This is a genomic window from Chromohalobacter sp. 48-RD10, from assembly GCF_029889785.1.
In the GTDB taxonomy this organism is placed as follows: Bacteria; Pseudomonadota; Gammaproteobacteria; order Pseudomonadales; family Halomonadaceae; genus Chromohalobacter.
Genome location: NZ_JARANX010000015.1, coordinates 17,903 through 36,514, shown reverse-complemented (window position 1 = coordinate 36,514; position 18,612 = coordinate 17,903). Strand labels below are relative to the sequence as shown.

The 18,612-nt window shown below is 61.6% G+C and carries 16 protein-coding genes; 7 read left to right on the top strand and 9 right to left on the bottom strand.

Features of this window, described 5'->3' with window-relative positions; genetic code table 11:
• Window positions 1-255: 255 nt before the first annotated feature.
• The 3 genes from OP496_RS13630 to OP496_RS13620 form a co-directional block, all read right to left on the bottom strand.
• Window positions 256-1,641, bottom strand: a complete 1,386-nt coding sequence (locus tag OP496_RS13630; RefSeq protein WP_280564262.1) for a sigma-54 dependent transcriptional regulator — start codon at window positions 1,639-1,641, stop codon at window positions 256-258.
• Window positions 1,634-3,547 carry an ATP-binding protein gene (locus OP496_RS13625; protein ID WP_280564261.1) on the bottom strand — a complete coding sequence of 638 codons (1,914 nt, stop codon included), beginning with the start codon at window positions 3,545-3,547 and terminating at the stop codon, window positions 1,634-1,636. Before OP496_RS13625 ends, OP496_RS13630 begins: the two co-directional genes overlap by 8 nt.
• 101 nt (window positions 3,548-3,648) lie before the next feature.
• Window positions 3,649-5,052 (bottom strand): MATE family efflux transporter, encoded by a 1,404-nt coding sequence (locus tag OP496_RS13620; RefSeq protein ID WP_280564276.1) that lies wholly within the window; start codon window positions 5,050-5,052, stop codon window positions 3,649-3,651.
• Between the two features lie 190 nt (window positions 5,053-5,242).
• Between OP496_RS13620 and OP496_RS13615 the strand changes: the two genes are divergently transcribed.
• Window positions 5,243-5,788, top strand: a complete 546-nt coding sequence (locus OP496_RS13615; RefSeq protein ID WP_280564260.1) for an elongation factor P hydroxylase — start codon at window positions 5,243-5,245, stop codon at window positions 5,786-5,788.
• Window positions 5,789-5,852: 64 nt separating this feature from the next.
• Here the strand turns inward: OP496_RS13615 and OP496_RS13610 are convergent, their stop codons facing one another.
• Window positions 5,853-6,332, bottom strand: a complete 480-nt coding sequence (locus OP496_RS13610) for a hypothetical protein (protein WP_280564259.1) — start codon at window positions 6,330-6,332, stop codon at window positions 5,853-5,855.
• A 1-nt stretch (window position 6,333) separates the two neighbouring features.
• A complete protein-coding gene (locus OP496_RS13605) occupies window positions 6,334-7,140 on the bottom strand; it encodes a TatD family hydrolase (RefSeq protein ID WP_280564275.1) in 807 nt (268 codons plus the stop codon).
• Between the two features lie 162 nt (window positions 7,141-7,302).
• On the opposite strand from OP496_RS13605, the gene OP496_RS13600 reads away from it, so the two are divergent.
• Window positions 7,303-9,252, top strand: a complete 1,950-nt coding sequence (locus OP496_RS13600) for an ATP-binding cassette domain-containing protein (RefSeq protein ID WP_280564258.1) — start codon at window positions 7,303-7,305, stop codon at window positions 9,250-9,252.
• A 79-nt stretch (window positions 9,253-9,331) separates the two neighbouring features.
• On the opposite strand, the gene OP496_RS13595 is transcribed toward OP496_RS13600, so the two are convergent.
• Window positions 9,332-9,787, bottom strand: coding sequence for a universal stress protein (locus OP496_RS13595; protein ID WP_280564256.1), 456 nt, complete (start codon window positions 9,785-9,787; stop codon window positions 9,332-9,334).
• Between the two features lie 96 nt (window positions 9,788-9,883).
• Here OP496_RS13595 and OP496_RS13590 point away from each other — a divergent pair, with 96 nt between their 5' ends.
• A complete protein-coding gene (locus OP496_RS13590) occupies window positions 9,884-10,384 on the top strand; it encodes a preprotein translocase subunit YajC (protein ID WP_280564255.1) in 501 nt (166 codons plus the stop codon).
• A gap of 96 nt (window positions 10,385-10,480) precedes the next feature.
• Here OP496_RS13590 and slyA read toward each other — a convergent pair whose 3' ends face one another.
• Window positions 10,481-10,924 carry a transcriptional regulator SlyA gene (gene slyA, locus OP496_RS13585; RefSeq protein ID WP_280564254.1) on the bottom strand — a complete coding sequence of 148 codons (444 nt, stop codon included), beginning with the start codon at window positions 10,922-10,924 and terminating at the stop codon, window positions 10,481-10,483.
• A gap of 79 nt (window positions 10,925-11,003) precedes the next feature.
• Complete coding sequence (locus OP496_RS13580) at window positions 11,004-12,134, bottom strand: DUF5924 family protein (RefSeq protein ID WP_280564252.1); 1,131 nt, start codon at window positions 12,132-12,134, stop codon at window positions 11,004-11,006.
• Window positions 12,135-12,450: 316 nt separating this feature from the next.
• Here OP496_RS13580 and fadB point away from each other — a divergent pair, with 316 nt between their 5' ends.
• From fadB to OP496_RS13565, 3 genes are all read left to right on the top strand, one after another.
• On the top strand, window positions 12,451-14,634 hold the full coding sequence (gene fadB / locus OP496_RS13575) for a fatty acid oxidation complex subunit alpha FadB (protein WP_280564251.1): 2,184 nt from the start codon (window positions 12,451-12,453) through the stop codon (window positions 14,632-14,634).
• 26 nt (window positions 14,635-14,660) lie between these two features.
• On the top strand, window positions 14,661-15,839 hold the full coding sequence (gene fadA / locus OP496_RS13570; RefSeq protein ID WP_280564250.1) for an acetyl-CoA C-acyltransferase FadA: 1,179 nt from the start codon (window positions 14,661-14,663) through the stop codon (window positions 15,837-15,839).
• A 230-nt stretch (window positions 15,840-16,069) separates the two neighbouring features.
• On the top strand, window positions 16,070-16,672 hold the full coding sequence (locus OP496_RS13565; RefSeq protein WP_280564249.1) for a Yip1 family protein: 603 nt from the start codon (window positions 16,070-16,072) through the stop codon (window positions 16,670-16,672).
• A gap of 51 nt (window positions 16,673-16,723) precedes the next feature.
• On the opposite strand, the gene OP496_RS13560 is transcribed toward OP496_RS13565, so the two are convergent.
• Window positions 16,724-17,608 (bottom strand): LysR family transcriptional regulator, encoded by an 885-nt coding sequence (locus tag OP496_RS13560; protein ID WP_280564248.1) that lies wholly within the window; start codon window positions 17,606-17,608, stop codon window positions 16,724-16,726.
• Between the two features lie 121 nt (window positions 17,609-17,729).
• Here OP496_RS13560 and OP496_RS13555 point away from each other — a divergent pair, with 121 nt between their 5' ends.
• Window positions 17,730-18,611 carry a hypothetical protein gene (locus OP496_RS13555; protein WP_280564247.1) on the top strand — a complete coding sequence of 294 codons (882 nt, stop codon included), beginning with the start codon at window positions 17,730-17,732 and terminating at the stop codon, window positions 18,609-18,611.
• Window position 18,612 lies beyond the last annotated feature (1 nt).

Below are 18,612 nucleotides of genomic sequence, written 5' to 3'. Positions count from 1 at the left end.
GCTGGGCATCAAACTCGTTAAATACGTACTATCAGTGCAACCGCCATTCCATGTTTTTATTAACCTTTAATTTTCATCAAGTTACATTTTATTCATTCAACGAAAGTGGAAAGAGAATTGGCCTGTCATGGCTGGAAGTCCGCACAAAGTGACCAAACCCTTGTGTGGATTTCCGCACAGGGAGACTGATTATAGGAAGAATGGCGATGGGGCTTATCCGAGAATCGAGAATAGGGCCGACTAAGGTAGCCGGCATTACTCCGTCTCGACGATGTGGCGGTAATCCTCGGCCTTCAAACCGTGTTTGTTCAGCTTGTCGTAAAGCGTCTTGCGAGGCACACCCAGTCGGGCGCATATATCGGTGATGCATCCCTGGTAGCGAATCAGTGCTTGGTTGATCACGCTCTTTTCGAACACTTCGACCTGCTGAGAAAGCGGTAGGTCGCCGTTATCTTTGTGTGCGCCTTGAAGTAGCGTCTCGAGGCTATAATCACAGGTTGCCCCCAGCAACACGTAACGCTCGGCGACATTGCGCAACTCGCGGACATTGCCCGGCCAATCGTGGGCCAGCAGGGCGGAAACTCCCTGACTGTCGAGCGGCGGCGCTTCCAGCCCGCTGCGACTGGCGGAGACGGCAACGAAGTGCTGAAAGAGCAGGGGAATATCCTCGCGGCGCTCGCGTAGCGAGGGAATCGGCAAGGTCACCACATTGAGCCGGTAATACAGATCCTCGCGAAATTTCCCCGCCTCGGCGGCGAGCTTGAGGTCCGTCTTGGTCGCAGCGATCACGCGTATATCGAGTGTCACCAGGTCATTGGATCCGAGCCGCTCCACGGCACGCTCCTGAAGCACACGTAGCAGCTTGACCTGCAGTGACAGCGGCATCGACTCGATTTCGTCGAGAAACACGGTGCCGCCGTTGGCATGTTCGAATTTGCCCACGCGACGTTCCACGGCGCCGGTAAAGGCGCCTTTTTCATGCCCGAATAACTCGGATTCGATGGTGCTTTCCGGCACGGCCCCGCAATTGATGGCGACAAAGGGTTTGCCACCGCGTGAACTGCGCTCATGGACAGCACGTGCGACCAGGTCCTTGCCGGTGCCCGTCTCGCCGTAGAGCAACACATCGGTTTCGACTTGGCTGATGCGCTGCACCATCGAGGCGAGTTGCTGAATGGCGGGCGCCCGCCCCACCAGGCGGGGCCCCGGAATCGATTGCTGTGCCTCGAGTTCAGCCTTCAGATGACGATTTTCCAGGCTCAGGCGACGCTTCTCGATGCCGCGCCGGACGACCTCCACCAGGCGTTCTCCCGCGAAGGGCTTTTCCAAAAAGTCCCAGGCGCCATCGCGCATGGCTTCCACGGCAGTGGAAATATCGCCGTGCCCGGTGATCAACACCACCGGCAAGTCGGGGTCGCGATGGCGGACTTCGCGAAGCAAGGCCATACCATCCATGCCGGGCATGCGGATGTCACTGACCAGCACGCCGGGGAAGTCCGTGCTCAATGCCGCGAGCGCGGATTCCGCGCTTTCATGCACGTCGGGCGTATAGCCCGCCAATTCCAGCGTCTGACTGGCGGTGATACGCAGATGGGCTTCGTCGTCGACGAGCATGACCGGGATGGCGGACGTTTCATGCATGAGAGATTTCCTCGGGGCGCGCGGGATCATCGGGGTCCGCGATGCGGGGAAGTGTGACACGGAAATGGGCGCCGCCGTCATCATGACCGCCGGCGTCGAGCTGACCACCGAGATCTTCGATGATGCGTCGCGAGATCGAAAGCCCTAGCCCCAGTCCGCTGCCCATGGTTTTCGTGGTATAGAAGGGCTCGAAAATGCGTGTCAAATGCGCTTCGGGAATGCCTGGCCCGTTATCGATGACATCCAGATGAACGCAGGTGACTTCGATGGTGATGGCGAGCGTCAGGCGTGGCTCGGGCATCTCGCTCATTGCCTGCAAGGCATTGCCGATGAGATTCACCAGCACCTGTTCGAGGCGTACCGGATCGGCACGTACCCATGCTTCCTGTGTGGGCCAATGCTGCGCGATGGTGACCTGGCTTTCCTGAATGCGCGATTGGAACAGGCGTAGCGCGTACGCGAAGCACGACGCCACGGAAACCGCCGTGAGATTGTCGCCGCTCTTGCGCGAGAACTGGCGCAGTTGCGCGCTGATCTCGGCCATGCGTTCGGTGAGCTCGAGGACTTGGGCCAGGTTGGCGTCGGCGCTCTCGATACGTTGCCGAGCGATAAAGGCGCGCGCGTTCTCGGTATAGGCACGAATCGCCGCCAGGGGCTGGTTAAGCTCATGATTGATGCCGGCAGCCAATTGCCCGAGGACGGCGAGCTTGGCAGCTTGAACCAACTCGTCCCGCGTAGCGCGTAGGTTATCCTCGGCACGCTGGCGCTCTTCGATCTCTGCCGATAGCTGGCGGTTGGTGGCGACCAGATCACGGGTTCGGCTTTCCACGTGGCGCTCGAGCTCGTCCCGTGCCTGGGCCAAGGTGCGTCGCTCGCGTTCGGCGAAGCGCTCGCGCTCACGCCGCAGACGCAGGCGCTGCCACCCTATCCCGGCCCCCAGGGCGACGAGCCCGTAAAGACCGCCGGCGAGAAGCGCCGCCAACCACTGTGCCTGGTTGACCGGCGTCAGCGGCTTGAGGATTTGGATGTGCCAATCGAAATCTGCCATGGGGCGCGTCAAGCTCAAGTAACGCTTGCCCTCTAGGGGACCGGAAGCGAAGTCCACCAAGCGTGTGCGATTATCGTGGCGTTGGCGCTCTTGCAAGCCCGAGGCCGGCAATGGCGCATCACCATAGCGCCGCGAGGCGGCGATGGTCTGACGCTGTGCCTGGGTCAGCGGTGCCATGGTGGTCAAGCGCAATTCGGGGCGGCTCGCCATGAAGATGACCCCATTGTGGTCGGTGACCAGAAGCTCTGCGTCCTGCTCAGCCCATCCGGTTTCCACCGCGTCGAGCAGTACCTTGAGCACCATGACGCCGTCCGGGCGTGCGTTCGGCGCCGTGTCGTCGAGCCGCACGGGGGCCGAAAAGTAGTAGCCGCGATCCTGGGACTGGGTGCCCAGACCGTAGAAGCTGCCGTTCTTCCCGGCCATGGCCTCCTGGTAGTAGGGCCTAAAGCCGTAGTTCTGCCCGATGAAGGTATCGCGACGATGCCAGTTGCTGGCCGCCAGGGTTTCGCCGGTATGGTCGAGCAGGTAGATATCGGAGACGTTGGCGGTGGCGCGAAAGCGATCCAGCAGGCGATTCAAGGGCATCGAATCCTGTCCGGCGGGATCATCCAGGAAGCGCTTGACCATTTCGCGTGAGGCCAGCAGTTCCGGCAGGTAATCGTGCCGCGACAAATGGCCGACGAGGCTCGCCGCCGACAAGCGCAATTCGTTCTCGGCATCTTGACGAAGCGTCTGAAGCGCTTGCTCGCGCGCCAGGCGCGACGTTTGCCACATGCAGAGAATCAAACCGGCGATGACCCCAATCACCAAGAGTGTGCGCGGGCGTAGCGGAACTGGGAAGCGGCGCTTAATGGACATGAGAACGTGCTGACTCGTGGCGAATGACGTGGCGTATCGCGGGGCCACATGGCCACATTCCCATGATGAGCGGCGGTTTGCCTAAAGTTAAGTACCAGCGCTTAGTCTTTAGTCGCGATCCCGGTCGAGGAGCTGTCGCTCACCGCCAGGCTACGCTGGACACGGTGATGCAGGCGCCAGCCCAGCAACAGGGCGGCTGCCGTCAGCCCGGCACACAAGCCCAGCCAATAGCCATGAATGCCGAAGGGCGCGAAATGGCCTTCCCAGCCGCGCCCGAGCCAATGGCCACCCGCCAGCCCGATCAGCCAATACGACAATACCGTGATCAACATGATGATCCGGGTGTCCTTGTAGCCGCGTAGCGCGCCGGCCAGATTGACCTGGAGCGAGTCGGATATCTGATAGAACATCGCCAGGGTAACCAGTGACATGGCCAGCGCGTGCACCTCCGTGTTCGACGTATACAGGGCGAGAATGGGCGATGCCGTCATCCACAGGATGGCATCGTTGACCAACGCGACCAGCAGGCATACGACGATGCCGTTCCAGGCCACAAAGCGTGCCTCGTGCATGTCACCGCGTCCCAGTGTATTACCCACCCGTACGGTGAGTGCCATGCTCAGCGACAACGGCAGCATGAACAGGATCGAGGTATAATTGAGCGCAATCTGGTGGGCGGAGACGACGACTTCCCCCAGGCGTGCGACGAACAGGGCGATCAAAGTGAATAGCGTGACTTCGACGAAGATCGCCACGCCGATGGGCACGCCGACATGCAACAGCTCGAGGATGTCGCGCTGGCGAGGCGGCTCTGGCGAATGCCACAAGGTGACGCTGCCATAGGCTCGGGCACGGTGCGTATAGATCATCATCGCCAGGCACATGACCCACATTGAAATCGCCGTGGCGACGCCGCAGCCCACGGCGCCCAGGGCAGGCAATGCGGCGATCCAGCCGGGAGTGAGGTCGCCGAGCAGCGAGACGATGCCGGGACCACCGTAGATCAGCGCATAGTTGCAGGGAATGTTGACGCCCAGTCCCAAAAGGCTGATCCACAAGGCGGGGCGGGTATGGTTCATACCGTCGGAAAAGGCGCGCAAGGCTTGATAGAGGCCGATCCCCGGCATGCCGAACGCCACGGCGGCCAGATAACCGGCGGACAGCTCGGCCACGTGGCTGGGGACCCCCATGAGCCGGAAAACCGGGCCGACACCGAACCACAGCAGCAACGCCGATAGGGTCCCCAGCAGTAGAGCGATCCACAGCGCTTGATGGACGTAAGGACGAATCGACGCCTGGCGCTGGCCTCCTAAAAGCTGCGCCACGATGGGTGTAAGCCCCATCAGAGCGCCGGTCATGAAGAGCATCAACGGTAGCCACAGGCTAGAGCCGACCGAGACGGCGGCCAAGTCGGTTGCGCTGGCGTGGCCTGCCATGATGATATCGACTGCGCTCATGCCCGACTGCGCCAATTGCGCGCCGCAGATGGGCAGCGTCAACCGCATCAACAGGCGCGATTCACGAAGGCTGTGAGCGAACAAAGCGTGTGGCGCGGTCAAACCGATCCTCCCGGATAGGCAAAAGCGGCATTCTAGCAAGGGTGCGCCGGGGATGCCTTTCATCATGCGGCCCGAGAATGTCTTTCATCGCGCAGTGCAGTGCCTATAATAGGCCCCCGCTTTTGAAGGAGGTCGCGTGACTCACCGTATCGACGATGTCATCACCGTTTTCGACGGCATCTTTGCCGCGTCGTATCGAACATGCCTGGTCAGCGGTGACGACGAGCCCTTGTACTGTCCCGCCGACAGTAAGCACGTCATGCATCGGATCATCTTCGCGCATGGTTTCTTCGCCAGTGCGCTGCATGAAGTCAGTCATTGGTGCATCGCCGGTGAGCGCCGTCGTCAACTCGAGGACTATGGCTACTGGTACGCGCCGGACGGTCGCGACGAGGCGCGGCAACGCGAGTTCGAGAGCGTCGAGATCGCCCCTCAGGCGCTTGAATCGCTGTTCAGCGAGGCCTGCGATCTGCGGTTTAACGTCAGCGTCGATAACCTGGGCGGCATCGAGGTCGACCGACACGCTTTCGCCGAGCGGGTTGCCGCCCGCGCGGCCCGCTATCGCGAGACCGGCTTGCCTCTCCGAGCGGCGGCGTTTCGCGAGGCATTGCATGCCTTTTATCGGCGAGGGCTATCGCGCGAGGCCGCAATCGCCGAGGGCCGGGCGTGCCTTGATCGGTAGCGCATGAAATAGGCAACCGACCGCGGGGCGTGGCGGACGGCGCCCCGCGTCATCGCCACCCGCGCTACTCTTCTTCGCCGCGCAGGCGCTGGTGTAGATAAAGCATGACCTGCACTTCGTGATCGGCGCGCATGGGCTCGAGCCCGAGATCGCCGAACAATTCGCCACGGGCGCGTGTCCATTCGCCCGGCTCGAGGTCGGGGTAGAGGGTTTCCGCCGGCGCCAGCTCGACGAAAGGCGTTACCGCAAAGTCCTCGAACAGGCGTGACAGTGCGGCTTCGTCATCGCCGATTCCTGCGGTATAAAGCGTCACGTTGAAGTGATCGGTCTCTAGCTCGCGCAATACGTCTAGAGGGCTGAGGCCCAGGCTGCGGAGTTCGTCCAGGCTATAATCGCCGAGTTTGAGGAGGTCCTCTTCGAGCCAGTCGTCGTCGGGCTGAATCAGCGCATGCTTGATTTGGCCATCGGGCAGGGCCCAGGAAATGGCGACGGGAATCGCGTCCTCATCGCCAGTTTCGATGGTGATGAAACCGGGGAAGTCCATGTCATTGCTCCTCATCGAGTTGAAAGAACCGGCGTGCTGTGGCGGTCGTTGCAGCGGCCAGAGTGGTCTCGCTTTCACCACGCCAATGGGCGATCTCGCGGACGATCCAAGGCAGTAACGCCGGTTCGTGGCGGCGTCCTTTGAGCTTGGCCGGCAGGTTGCGTGGCAACAAGTACGGACAGTCGGTTTCGACCATCAGACGTTCGGCGGGAATGTCGCCGACAATCTCGCGCAGGTGATGACCACGCCGCTCATCGCACAGCCAGCCAGTCAGGCCGATATGCACATCGAGATCCAGGTAGCCGTGCAGGGTCTCGCGGTCGGCGGTAAAACAGTGGATGACGGCATTGCCGATATCGTCGCGCCAGTGACGCAGAATGTCGCGCATCCGCGGGCCGGCGTCGCGCTCATGAAGAAACAGCGGCAGGCCGCTTTCGGCCGCCAGGCCGAGCTGGGCTTCGAGGGCGCGTTCCTGCTCGGTCTGGGTGGAAAAGTTGCGATTGAAATCCAGCCCGCATTCGCCCACCGCGACGACCTTGGGATCGATGTGCAGCGCACGCATGGCGGTTTCCAGCGTGGCATCCCAGTGGCTGGCCATATGCGGATGCAGCCCCGCCGTGGCGTAGAGGCCGTCGTGGCGATGCGCCAGCGCGGCGGCTTGTTCACTGTGCGCCATGTCGGTGCCGGTGAGGATCAGAGACGCTACCCGGGCCGCTTGGGCTCGCTCGAGTATGACGTCGAGATCCTTGGCGAAGCTTTCGTGCGTCAGGTTCGCGCCGATGTCGACCAGGGGGGCGGGCGACGTCATGCGCAGCGCGTCAGGTAGCGGATTGGCGTCGTCGTGTGTCACGGAAGTGCTCTCCAGCCCAATGAATCGCGAAAACCTACCATTCTACCCCCGGACCCAGGAGGCGACCATGCGTTACACTAGCGTCTTTACTACGAATGTCTGTCAACGAGGTGGTTACGCGTGACGCTGTTACGTCTGGAACAGTTGCAATTGGCTTATGGCACTCAGGTGCTGCTGGATAACGCCGATCTGACGCTGGAAAAAGGGGAGCGCTTGGCGCTGGTGGGGCGCAACGGCACAGGCAAATCGACGCTGCTCAAGTTGATTTCCGGTGAGACGTTGCCCGATGGAGGACACATCTGGCGTGCACCGGGATTGAAGGTGGGTGTGCTAGCGCAGGAGTTGCCGAATGCCAGCGGTAACACCATTTTCGATGTGGTCGCCCAGGGCCTTCCCGAAGCGGGCGCCTTGCTGAGCGCCTATCACCATCTAGTGATGAGCGATGCGCCCGACATGGACGAGCTCGAGCGGCTGCAAACCCAGCTCGAATCGGTGGATGGCTGGTCGTTTCATCAACGCATCGACACCATTCTCTCGCGTCTGGGGCTGCCGGAAGATATCGAGATGGTAAGCCTCTCCGGCGGTTGGCGACGGCGTGTGGCGCTAGCGCGTGCCCTGGTGGCCGATCCTGATGTACTTCTGCTCGACGAGCCCACCAACCATCTCGATCTGGATACCATTGGCTGGCTGGAAGAGCAGTTGCTTGCCTTCAATGGCTCTGTGCTGTTCATCACCCACGACAGGGCCTTTTTGTCGCGGCTGGCGACCAATATCCTTGAGCTCGACCGGGGCTTGCTGGGGCGTTATTCCGGTAACTACGCGACGTATCAAGAGCAAAAGCAGCACGAGCTTGAGGTCGAAGCACGCGAGCGCGCCGAGTTTGACAAGAAACTCGCCAAGGAAGAAGCCTGGATCCGTCAGGGCATCAAGGCGCGTCGCACGCGCAACGAAGGGCGAGTGCGAGCGCTCGAGAAGATGCGTGGTGAGCGCGCCGAGCGTCGTGAGCGAGTGGGCCGTGCGCAGCTCAGTGTCGACAGCGGTGAGCGTACCGGCAAGCGCGTCGTCGAGCTCACCGATGTCAGCCAGCGTTTCGGTGACGATTGGGTGGTTCGCGATCTGTCCCTTGAAATTCAGCGTGGCGATCGTATCGGCTTCATCGGCCGTAACGGCGCCGGCAAGACGACATTGCTGAAGATCCTGCTGGGCGAGCTCGAACCCAGCGAAGGCAAAGTCCGGATGGGCACCAACCTCAGTGTGGCCTACTTCGACCAGTTGCGCGCCGGGCTCGAACTCGAGAAGACGGTCTACGACAACGTGGCTCAGGGCAGCGATCGCGTGGAAGTGGGCGGCAAGGACCGGCATGTCATGAGCTACCTGCAGGACTTCCTGTTCTCGCCGGACCGTGTGCGTCAGCCAGTCAAGGCGCTCTCGGGCGGGGAATCCAACCGCTTATTGCTGGCCAAGCTGTTCACCCAGCCGGCCAACGTCCTGGTGCTCGACGAGCCGACCAACGACCTGGACGTCGAGACCCTCGAACTGCTCGAGGAATTGCTGCTGGATTTCGACGGCACCCTGCTGCTGGTCTCGCACGACCGTGCCTTCATGGACAACGTGGTCACCAGCGTGCTGGCCTTCGAGGGCGAGGGGTGCGTTCAGGAATATGTCGGCGGGTACAGCGACTGGGTGCGTCAGGGTGGCAAGTTGCCCCCGGCGCCGGGCGAGTTCGGCAATGCCGCGAACGTACTGCCGGCTCGCGAGGCCGAGCCTGCGACGCCCGAGCCTACCAAGGCCGATACTGGCAAGAACAAGGCCACAACAGCGTCAACCACGTCCAAGCGGGCCAAGCTTTCCTACAAGTTGCAGCGCGAGCTGGATCAGTTGCCGACGACCATCGAGACGCTGGAAGCCGAGGTCGCCGACTTCGAGGCGGAAGTGGGCGCCCCTGAGTTCTACCAGCAAGACGCCGAGATAGTTACCCAGCGCTTGGAAGCACTAGAGTCGAAGCAAGCCGAGTTGGATGTGGCGATGTCGCGCTGGATGGAACTGGAAGCCATGGCCGAGGGCGAGTGAGTGACCAAGTACAAGTGAGTGGCCGAGGAAAAGTAAGTGGCGTCGCGCCGGGCACTTTGATTGTGCCCGGCGCATACGCTCATTCGTCGGCTTCCCCATCTTGTCCCACGCGTACTGCGAGCACGTCGCATTGCGCGCCGTGCAGCACGCCGGTGGAGGTCGAGCCGAGCAGCAAGGCGAAACCGTGGCGTCCGTGCGATCCCACCACGATCAAGTCGACATCATGTTCGGCGGCGAAACGATGGATCTCGGTATCCGGCATGCCGACCACGACGTACTGGTTGTCCGCCGAGATCCCGTGAGGATCGGCGATTTCCGCGAGCCGCTGCTTGGCATGATCGTCGAGCTGGTCCTGGATGCTGGTCAGATCCATGGGGATATCGCCGCCATAGGCGAACCCCAGTGGCTCGAGCGTATGCATGATCGATAGCTTGGCATGGTTGCGTTCTGCGATGGGAATCGCACGCTCGAGTACCTTACGGGAATCCTTGGTCAGGTCGACGGCGACTAAAACGTGCGTGTACTCGTTACTCATGGGGCATCTCCCACCTTGTCGATGAACGCTTCCACTTTATGCGTGCCGAATCGACGAGACAATGCTTTAGATCAATCAGCGCTTACGGAGGCAGGCTTGGAGATCTTTCTATTCTTGGGGCTGGCGGTATTTCTCATCCTCTCGCCAGCCTTGTGGCTCAGGCCGGGGCTTCATGAAAAGCGCCGCAGTGCGTTGCGGGTGGCGGCGCGCGAATCGGGGGTGGATATCCGTGCCGACAAGCCGCCGCTGCAAGCGGTGGATGGTTTGGTGGGGTATCGCTGGCGTTATCCGCAGGCCGCGCCGGGGAGTGACTTCACGCTGGTGCGCGACGGCCACGCCAGTGATCGGTTGCAGGAAGCCATGGCGGGATGGCGTTGGCGTCAGGCACCGTTGCCACCGTTGAGCGAAGATAATGAGCATCGCTTGAAAGAAGTGCTGCTTGCTTTGCCCGAGGACGCGCTGGTCGTGACGTCGGCGCCGCAAGGCTTGACGCTGTGGTGGGAGGAATCGTGCGAGACTAAGGCATTCGAGCCATTACTGCGCGCACTCGATGATCTCGTCGACCAACTGGCGGGAAGTGGTCGCCATCGCAAATAGCATTGCCGACAAGTGAGTATCGCCGCACAAGAATACCGCGCGCATTAGCGCCGCGAGATGGCTCACACGGCGCTCAGATCGATAGCAAGCGAGCCCTCACTCCTCGCAAGAGCGTGACAGTAGCCGCTGCCCGTTCTGCTCGATGCGCGTCAGTATAGCGTCCAACTGGTCGACGTCGTCCTCGCTTAACCCCTCGATCATCTCGATACGCGCCTGCTCGACGACGGTCTCGATCTTCTTGAGCAGGGGCGTCGCCTTGTCGGTGAGGTAAACACGCTTGGTGCGGCGATCCTCATCGCTCGGGCGGCGCTCGATGAGTCCTTGCTCACTGAGTTGGTCGAGTGTCCTGACCAAGGACGGAGCTTCCACGCCGATTGAGCGAGCCAGATCGCATTGCGGCTGGCCATCACCCATTTTCGACAGGTGGTAGAGTGTCACCCAGCGCGTCTGCGTCAGCTCCAGAGGAGCGAGGCGTTCATCGAGGATGGCGCGCCACAGGCGTGGTACGCGCGACAGTTTGAGTCCGATATCCTGTTGCATGGGCCTTATGTTGGTTAGGAACCTAACGGGATTGTCTCGGGTGCAACGTGTTATTGCAAGTCACACCATCGTCGACCTTTCATTCATCGTCCTGAGTCGCACCGGCGACCAAGTGACGGATGTTCCAGCCAGGCAAACCCGGGGGTGAATGGATGTCGCTATCAACATGCGTGGCGTTCGAGGCGTCTTCGTCGACACGAAAACGCAGTGTACCGAGTCGCTGGTCGGTGGCCGTCATTACATCGATCTGCCAACTGCCTTGCGATGCCAAGGGAAAGTTTTGCTTATGCGTCCAGGCGCGATAGCCCTGCTCGCGTCCACCGCGGATGACCAGCGGTATGCGATCGACCACTTCGCCATCGTGCCGCCATACGTGATAGATCTCTTCGCGTAGGCCGCGTGGCGCGCGAATCGCGGTGTAAGCGTACAAGCCTTGCCCCGAGAGTGTCGATGGGGTCAGCACGCTTTCGCCGCGCGGCGCGCGCGATTCGATATCGAACCCTGGCGAGAGGGCGCTACCGGAGATCCAAAGCGTTGCCGGAGGAATCCACACTCGCCCCATCCAGGCCGTGGAAGCCAGCACCACGATCAGCCCGATCATTGCCAGCCATCGCCAGAAGCCTTGAGGCTGCATCAGGTTGATCAGGCTGGGCACACTGAAGATCGCCATGGCCACGATCGCCAGTATCAGGCTTTGACCGGTAGTCAGATGCAACATGATCGGCAACGTCACCAGCACTACCACGAACACGCACAATGCGTGGAACATGAAGTATAACCAGCGATGGCGTTGCGCGAGGCTGAAATACAAGGGATCGAGAATCGCCAGCAGGCCGCAGCCGATCAGCAACAATGTGAAGACGGCCTGACCGCTTGCCCATACCGTGGTGGCGAGAAAAAACGGCAATACGAAGAACAGCGTTTCCTGATGAATGAGCTGCGCGATGAAGGTCGTCACCATGCGTGGCAGACCGGGCTGGCCACGAAAGTTGAGCAACCGGGTCAGGAGACTTTCGGCCAACAGCAGGCACCATGCGAACAGCAGACCCAAGGCCAGCACTGCGCCGAGCCATTGCTGACGGTTGACCAGGAAAAACCCCAGCAAACCGACGACGAAGGCGGTGGGTGGCCAAAGCCAGGCAAAGCGTTTGAGCTTTTCGACAAGCGGTGTGATGCAAGCGAGCAGAGTCGCGCTAGCGGGTAAGGACATGAGGCGTGTGGATGTTCCGATGCAGCATGTAATAAAAGGCAGTGCGTAAAAAACGGCGCGATGGTTGGCGGACCGCAAAGGGGCCTATCCTATCAGGAGTCCATCGCGTCTGGGAGTTGTCTCTTTTCGATAAGACGCATTTCTACGCGACCATTCGCTAATGGAGGAAGACTTGACGACACCGTTTGACGGGCGCAAGCTGATTTGCATTCAAACGACTGTATGAAAGTGTGCGAGGAGCAGCGTCACGCCCGAGCTCGGCGCATGCCTCCTTCGTGAATCGTAAGGTCCAGGCTAACAGCAGGGAGAGCCCTGAATGATCTATCAAGGTAACGCCATCACGGTGGTGCAGCGCGATGACGGCATCGCCACGCTGACCTTCGATGTGCAGGACGAGTCCGTCAACACGCTCTCGAGCAAGATGATCGAAGAGTTTGAAGCGGCCCTGACGGCGCTCGGCGAGGCAACGAATGTCAAAGGCCTGGTCATCACCAGCGCCAAGGACGCCTTCATCGTCGGGGCAGACATCACCGAGTTCCACGGCATGTTCCGCCGTGACGAAGCCTTCCTGGTCGACATGAACACGCGTGTGCACGGTGTCTTCAACACCTTGGAGGATCTGCCGTTTCCCAGCGTGGCGGCGATCAACGGCCTGGCTCTCGGCGGCGGCTGCGAAATCACCCTGGCGTGCGATTTCCGGGTGATGAGCGACAGCGCCAAGCTGGGCCTGCCCGAGACCAAACTGGGCATCGTGCCGGGCTGGGGCGGTTGCGTGCGTCTGCCGCGTTTGATCGGTGCCGATAACGCCATCGAGTGGATCTCCGGCGGCACGGAAAACCGTGCCGATACCGCCTTGAAGGTCGGTGCGGTAGACGCCGTGGTCTCGGGAGACGCCCTGGAGTCCGCCGCGCTGGATATTCTGGCCCGCGCCAATGCTGGTGAGCTCGACCACCAGGCGCGCCGCAGCGTCAAACAGTCTCCGCTGATGCTCAACGCCATCGAGCAGATGATGGTCTTCGAGACCGCCCAGGGTTACGTGGCGGGCAAGGCGGGACCGCATTACCCAGCCCCCATCGAGGCGATCAAGGTCATCCAGAAGGGCGCCGGCGAAGGCCGCGAACGCGCGCAGGCCATCGAAGCCAAGGCGTTTGCCAAGCTTGCCAAGACCGATGTCTGCTACCACCTGGTCGGCTTGTTCCTGAGCGATCAACTGGTCAAGAAAAAGGGCAAGCAGTACGCCAACCAGGTCGCCGCCGTGAACAAGACGGCGGTGCTGGGGGCGGGCATCATGGGCGGCGGTATCGCCTATCAGAGCGCGTACAAGGGCACACCGATCCTGATGAAAGACATCAAGGAAGAGGCGCTGCAACTGGGTCTGCAGGAAGCGCGCAAACTGCTCGGCAAGCAGCTCGAACGTGGCCGCTTGAGTAGCGACCAGGTCGCCGAGGCGCTGTCCAACATTCGCCCCACGCTCTCCTATGGTGACTTCGGCGATGTCGATCTGGTGGTCGAAGCCGTGGTCGAGAACCCAAAGGTCAAGGAGGCCGTGCTGGCCGAGGTCGAAGGGTTGCTCGACGACAACGCCACGCTGACTTCCAACACCTCGACAATCTCCATCGACCGCCTGGCGGCCAACCTCCAGCGTCCCGAAAACTTCTGCGGCATGCACTTCTTCAACCCCGTGCATCGCATGCCGCTGGTCGAGGTCATCCGTGGTGAGAGAACCAGCGACGCCGCCGTGGCCGCGACCGTCGCGTATGCCCGGCAGATGGGCAAGACACCGGTCGTGGTCAATGACTGCCCAGGCTTTCTGGTCAACCGTGTGCTGTTCCCCTATTTCGGTGGTTTCAGCCTGCTGGTCGAGCAGGGCGCGGACTTCGAGCACGTCGACAAGGTCATGGAAAAGTTCGGTTGGCCCATGGGCCCCGCGTATCTGCTGGACGTGGTGGGCATGGACACCGCCGTGCACGCCCAGCAGGTCATGGCGGAAGGCTTCCCGGACCGCATGGCGCAGGAAGCCAAGAACGGTGGCAAGACGGCGATTCAGCGCATGTATGACCAGGACCGTCTAGGCCAGAAGAATGGCAAGGGGTTCTATCGCTACGAGGAAGACAAGAAGGGCAAGCCCAAGAAGGTCTCCGACGAGCAGGCGCACGCGCTGGTCGAGGAAACCGTCGACACGCGTGGCGAGTTCAGCGACGACGATATCGTCGCGCGCATGATGGTCCCGCTGTGTATGGAAGCCGTACGCTGCCTGGAAGACGGTATCGTGGCGACGCCGGCCGAGGCGGACATGGCATTGATCTACGGTATCGGCTTTCCGCCGTTTCGGGGTGGAGCGCTGCGTTATATCGACGCACTGGGTGTCGAGGCGTTCGTTGCTCAGGCCGAGACGCTGGCCGAGGAACTCGGGCCGCTGTATCGCCCTACTCAGCGGCTGCGTGACATGGCCGCCCAGGGCGAGCGTTTCTATCCCGACACGTCCGCATCCGATCAATGAGCCACCACGCAACGAGGAGCGCGAAAATGAGTTTGAATCCTAGAGATATCGTGGTGGTCGATGCCGTCCGGACCGCCATGGCCAAGGCCAAGCACGGCGCTTTTCGCAACGTGCGCGCCGAAAACCTATCCGCCTCGGTGATGCAGGCGCTGTTCGATCGCAATGCCAACCTGGACCCCGCCGAGGTCGACGACGTGATCTGGGGGTGTGTCAACCAGACCCTCGAGCAGGCCATGAACATCGCGCGTAACGCCGCCATCATGACCGGGATTCCGCGCAGCGTGCCGGCGCAGACGGTCAATCGCCTGTGCGGCTCGTCGATGAGCGCGCTGCACATCGCCACGGCCAACATCAAGGCCGGCATGGGCGACTTCTACATCATTGGCGGTGTCGAGCACATGGAACATGTGCCGATGGACCATGGCGTCGACGTCAACCCGGCGGCCAGCAAGTACGCCGCCAAGGCCGCCATGATGATGGGCCTGACCGCCGAACTGCTGGGCAAGATGCACAATGTGGGCCGTGAAGAACAGGACGCGTTCGGCGTGCGCTCGCATCAACGCGCGCTGGCCGCCAACGAAAACGGCTATTTCGATAACGAGATCGTTGGCGTCGAAGGGCATGACGCTAATGGCTTCCGGCGCCTGGTCGACCGCGACGAGGTGATCCGCCACGACGCCAACCTGGAAGACATGGGCAAGCTCAAGCCGGTCTTCGACCCCAAGGGCGGCACGGTCACTGCGGGCACCTCCTCGGCGCTTTCGGTCGGCGCCTCGGCGCTGGCGGTGATGAGCTACGAGCGCGCCCAGGCGCTGGGGCTCGAGCCGTTGGCGCGGGTGGTCTCCACGGGCGTCGCCGGCTGTGATGCCTCGATCATGGGCTACGGGCCGGTACCCGCGACGCAGAAGGCCCTCAAGAGCGCAGGCCTGAGCATCGGCGACATCCAGACCGTCGAGCTCAACGAAGCCTTCGCCGCGCAATCGCTGCCCGTGCTCAAGGATCTCGGCCTACGCGAGCGCATGGACGAGGTCGTCAACCTCAATGGCGGCGCCATCGCGCTGGGCCATCCGCTGGGCTGCTCCGGGGCGCGACTCTGCACCACGCTGCTCAACGTCATGCGCCAGCAGGACACCAAACTGGGCCTGGCGACCATGTGCATCGGCATGGGCCAGGGCGTGGCGACCGTTTTCGAACGCTTGAAGTAACGCGCCACTCCTGGCCGGTGACCTATTTTCGCCACTCATTCTCATCACCACGCGATAGCAAAGCGACACCCGTCACGGGTGTCGCTTTTTTACGTGTATGCCGTTTCAACCGGTAAATCTGATATTGCTGAGCAAAATACTGACTACACTGATAAAAACGTCGGGTCGCATCGAATCCTGAAGCGCGCCGCGACGTGATGTGTACATCGGCGATGGAGGAGGTGTTTTCTATGCTCACGCATGTCTGGGGACTCTTGGTCCACCCGAACCGTGAATGGAAGCAGATCCACGACGAAAAGGAGACCATCACCCACCTCTACAGTCACCACGTTCTGGAAATGGCATTGATTCCTGTGGTGTGTGCGTTCATCGGTACCACCCAAGTCGGCTGGGATTTCGGTGGCGGGCATACCATTCAGCTCAACTATCTGGACGCCTTCTTCGCCGGGGTCGCCTTCTATGTAGCGATCTTGATAGCGGTGGGCTTCATGGGCTCGGTGATCCATTGGATGGCGCAGCGTTATTCCAGTCCCCCGAGTCGTCGACGCTGCATCATTTTCGCCGGCTACGTCGCCACACCGATGTTCGTCGGCGGTGTCGTCGCCCTCTACCCGTTGGTCTGGCTGTGCATGTTGGCGACCATCGTCGGGCTCTGTTACAGCGCCTATCTGCTGTATCTGGGAATTCCCAACTTCCTCGACATCGGCTCTGAAGAGGGCTTCATCGTCACCGGTTCGACGCTCGGCATTGGCGTGCTGGTGCTCGAGGTACTGCTTGGCGTGACAGTGCTGCTATGGGGCTACGGCGCCAAGTTGCTGGGTATCGACTTGTAGTCTCTTCAATGAAGCAAACGCCAACGGCGCCTCCAAGGCGCCGTTGGCCGTTCAGGATCCTCCGCTCACATACTCTAACGACTCCAGTGAGTCGGTGGCGGTCACGATGCTTTCCAGCTCGTCGCAGAAGGTGACGAAGGCGTCGCTGGAGTGGCCCGGTGTGCGGTGCAGCTCGATCTCGACGTGCCCGAGTGGTGGCAGGCCTTCTTCCTCTCCGACGATGCGACAGCCCTCGGGAACGCTGCGCGGGGTCTTGACCGTGGCTGCCAGCCCAGCCTGTACTGGTAGGTTGATGCCGGTGGGGGAGCGGCTGGAATAGCGCACGTCCCAACGTCGGTCGGAGGGCCCCAGCGCCGCGAATGCATGGGCGCGGAAGATGCAACCCTCGGGGTTCAGCGCTAGGGGCAGGGTCTCCCAATCGTCGATGGCGCGGTCCTCGGCCACTACCCACACCATAGGCTCGCGGCCCAGCAGGCGGCCGGTCTGCGTGGGGCCGTGGCGTACCACCAGCACGACATCCAGCAGCCCCTCCTGGAAGTCATGCACCAGCGAGCCGCTGATGCTGCAGCTCACTTCGAGGCGCACCTCGGGAAAGCGGGCGGCGAAACGCGGCAGCAGCTCGGGCAGGTAGGTGCTCGCCTGTTCCTCCGAGGTACCCAGGCGAATCAGTTCGCCCTGGCGGTCCACCCCCATCACCCGACGTGCCTCGTCCTGGAGCTTGAGGATGTGTCGGGCGTAGGGCAGCAAGCGCCCGCCCGGTGGGGTCAGCATGACGCTGCGGCTAGTGCGCTCGAACAGCGACTCTCCCATCTGATCCTCGAGCCGTTTGATCTGCAGGCTGACCGCCGACTGCGTGCGATGCAGCACCTTGCCGGCGGCGCTGAAACCTTCGCATTCGGCGACCGTAACGAAGGCGCGGAGCAGGTCGGTATCCATGATCTATGAGCCTTTGCAATCTTTTTTATCTTAACCATTCATTTCTATTATTGAACCTGCCTCTCTACCCTGTCCATACGTTACTTGAAACGTCTTTGGATAAAGTCAGGAGCAGATCCGCATGCCAGCCAACGCTACGCAGGCAGACGACAATACACTCCACGGTTTGATCGATCTCGAGCGCTATCCCATCGACCAGTTGGATGGCGAGCGCGGCCGGATCCTCGTCGAAGAGTGCCGTGCCCAGCTCGGCGAGGACGGTTGTGTGGTACTCAAGGGCTTCGTACCCGATGAGGCCCTGACACGGCTGGAACGCGAAACCGAGCGACTCTCGCCGGAAGCGCATTACAACCAGACCGAAACCAATCCCTACAATAGCGACGGCGATCCCAGCCTGCCGGCCTCGCATCCCAAGAACCGCTTCGGTGACCGTACCAACGGCTTCGTCGCCGGGGATCGCATCGGCGCCGACACCATCATCCGCCAAGTCTACTCGCATGCCGGCTTCCAGCGCTTCATCGCTAGCGTGGTAGACATGGAGGAGATTCACCAGTACGCCGATCCGCTGGCCGACCTGGTCGTCAACGTGCTGCGCGAAGGCTGCCAGCATCCGTGGCATTACGACACCAACGAATTCATCGTCACCATGATGACGCGCCAGTCCCACGGCGGCGGTCGGTTCGAGTACGCACCGGGCATCCGTAGCCCCGAGGGCGAGAACTTCGAGGGGGTCGAGAAGGTCATCGACGGCGACCGCTCGCAGACCAAGTCGCTGGATCTCCAGCCGGGCGATTTGCAGATCTTCTTCGGCCGTTACTCGCTGCACCGCGTGACGCCGGTGGAAGGCGACCGCGAGCGCCATACCGTGATCTTCGCCTATGCCAAGGAGCCGGGCTTCATCGGCCGTCCCGAGCGCGCCAAGCGCATCTTCGGGCGCATGGCGCCGGTGCATGAGCGCTTGCTGGAAGAAGGCATGCAGCGCAGCGACAGCCTGGCCGACTGAC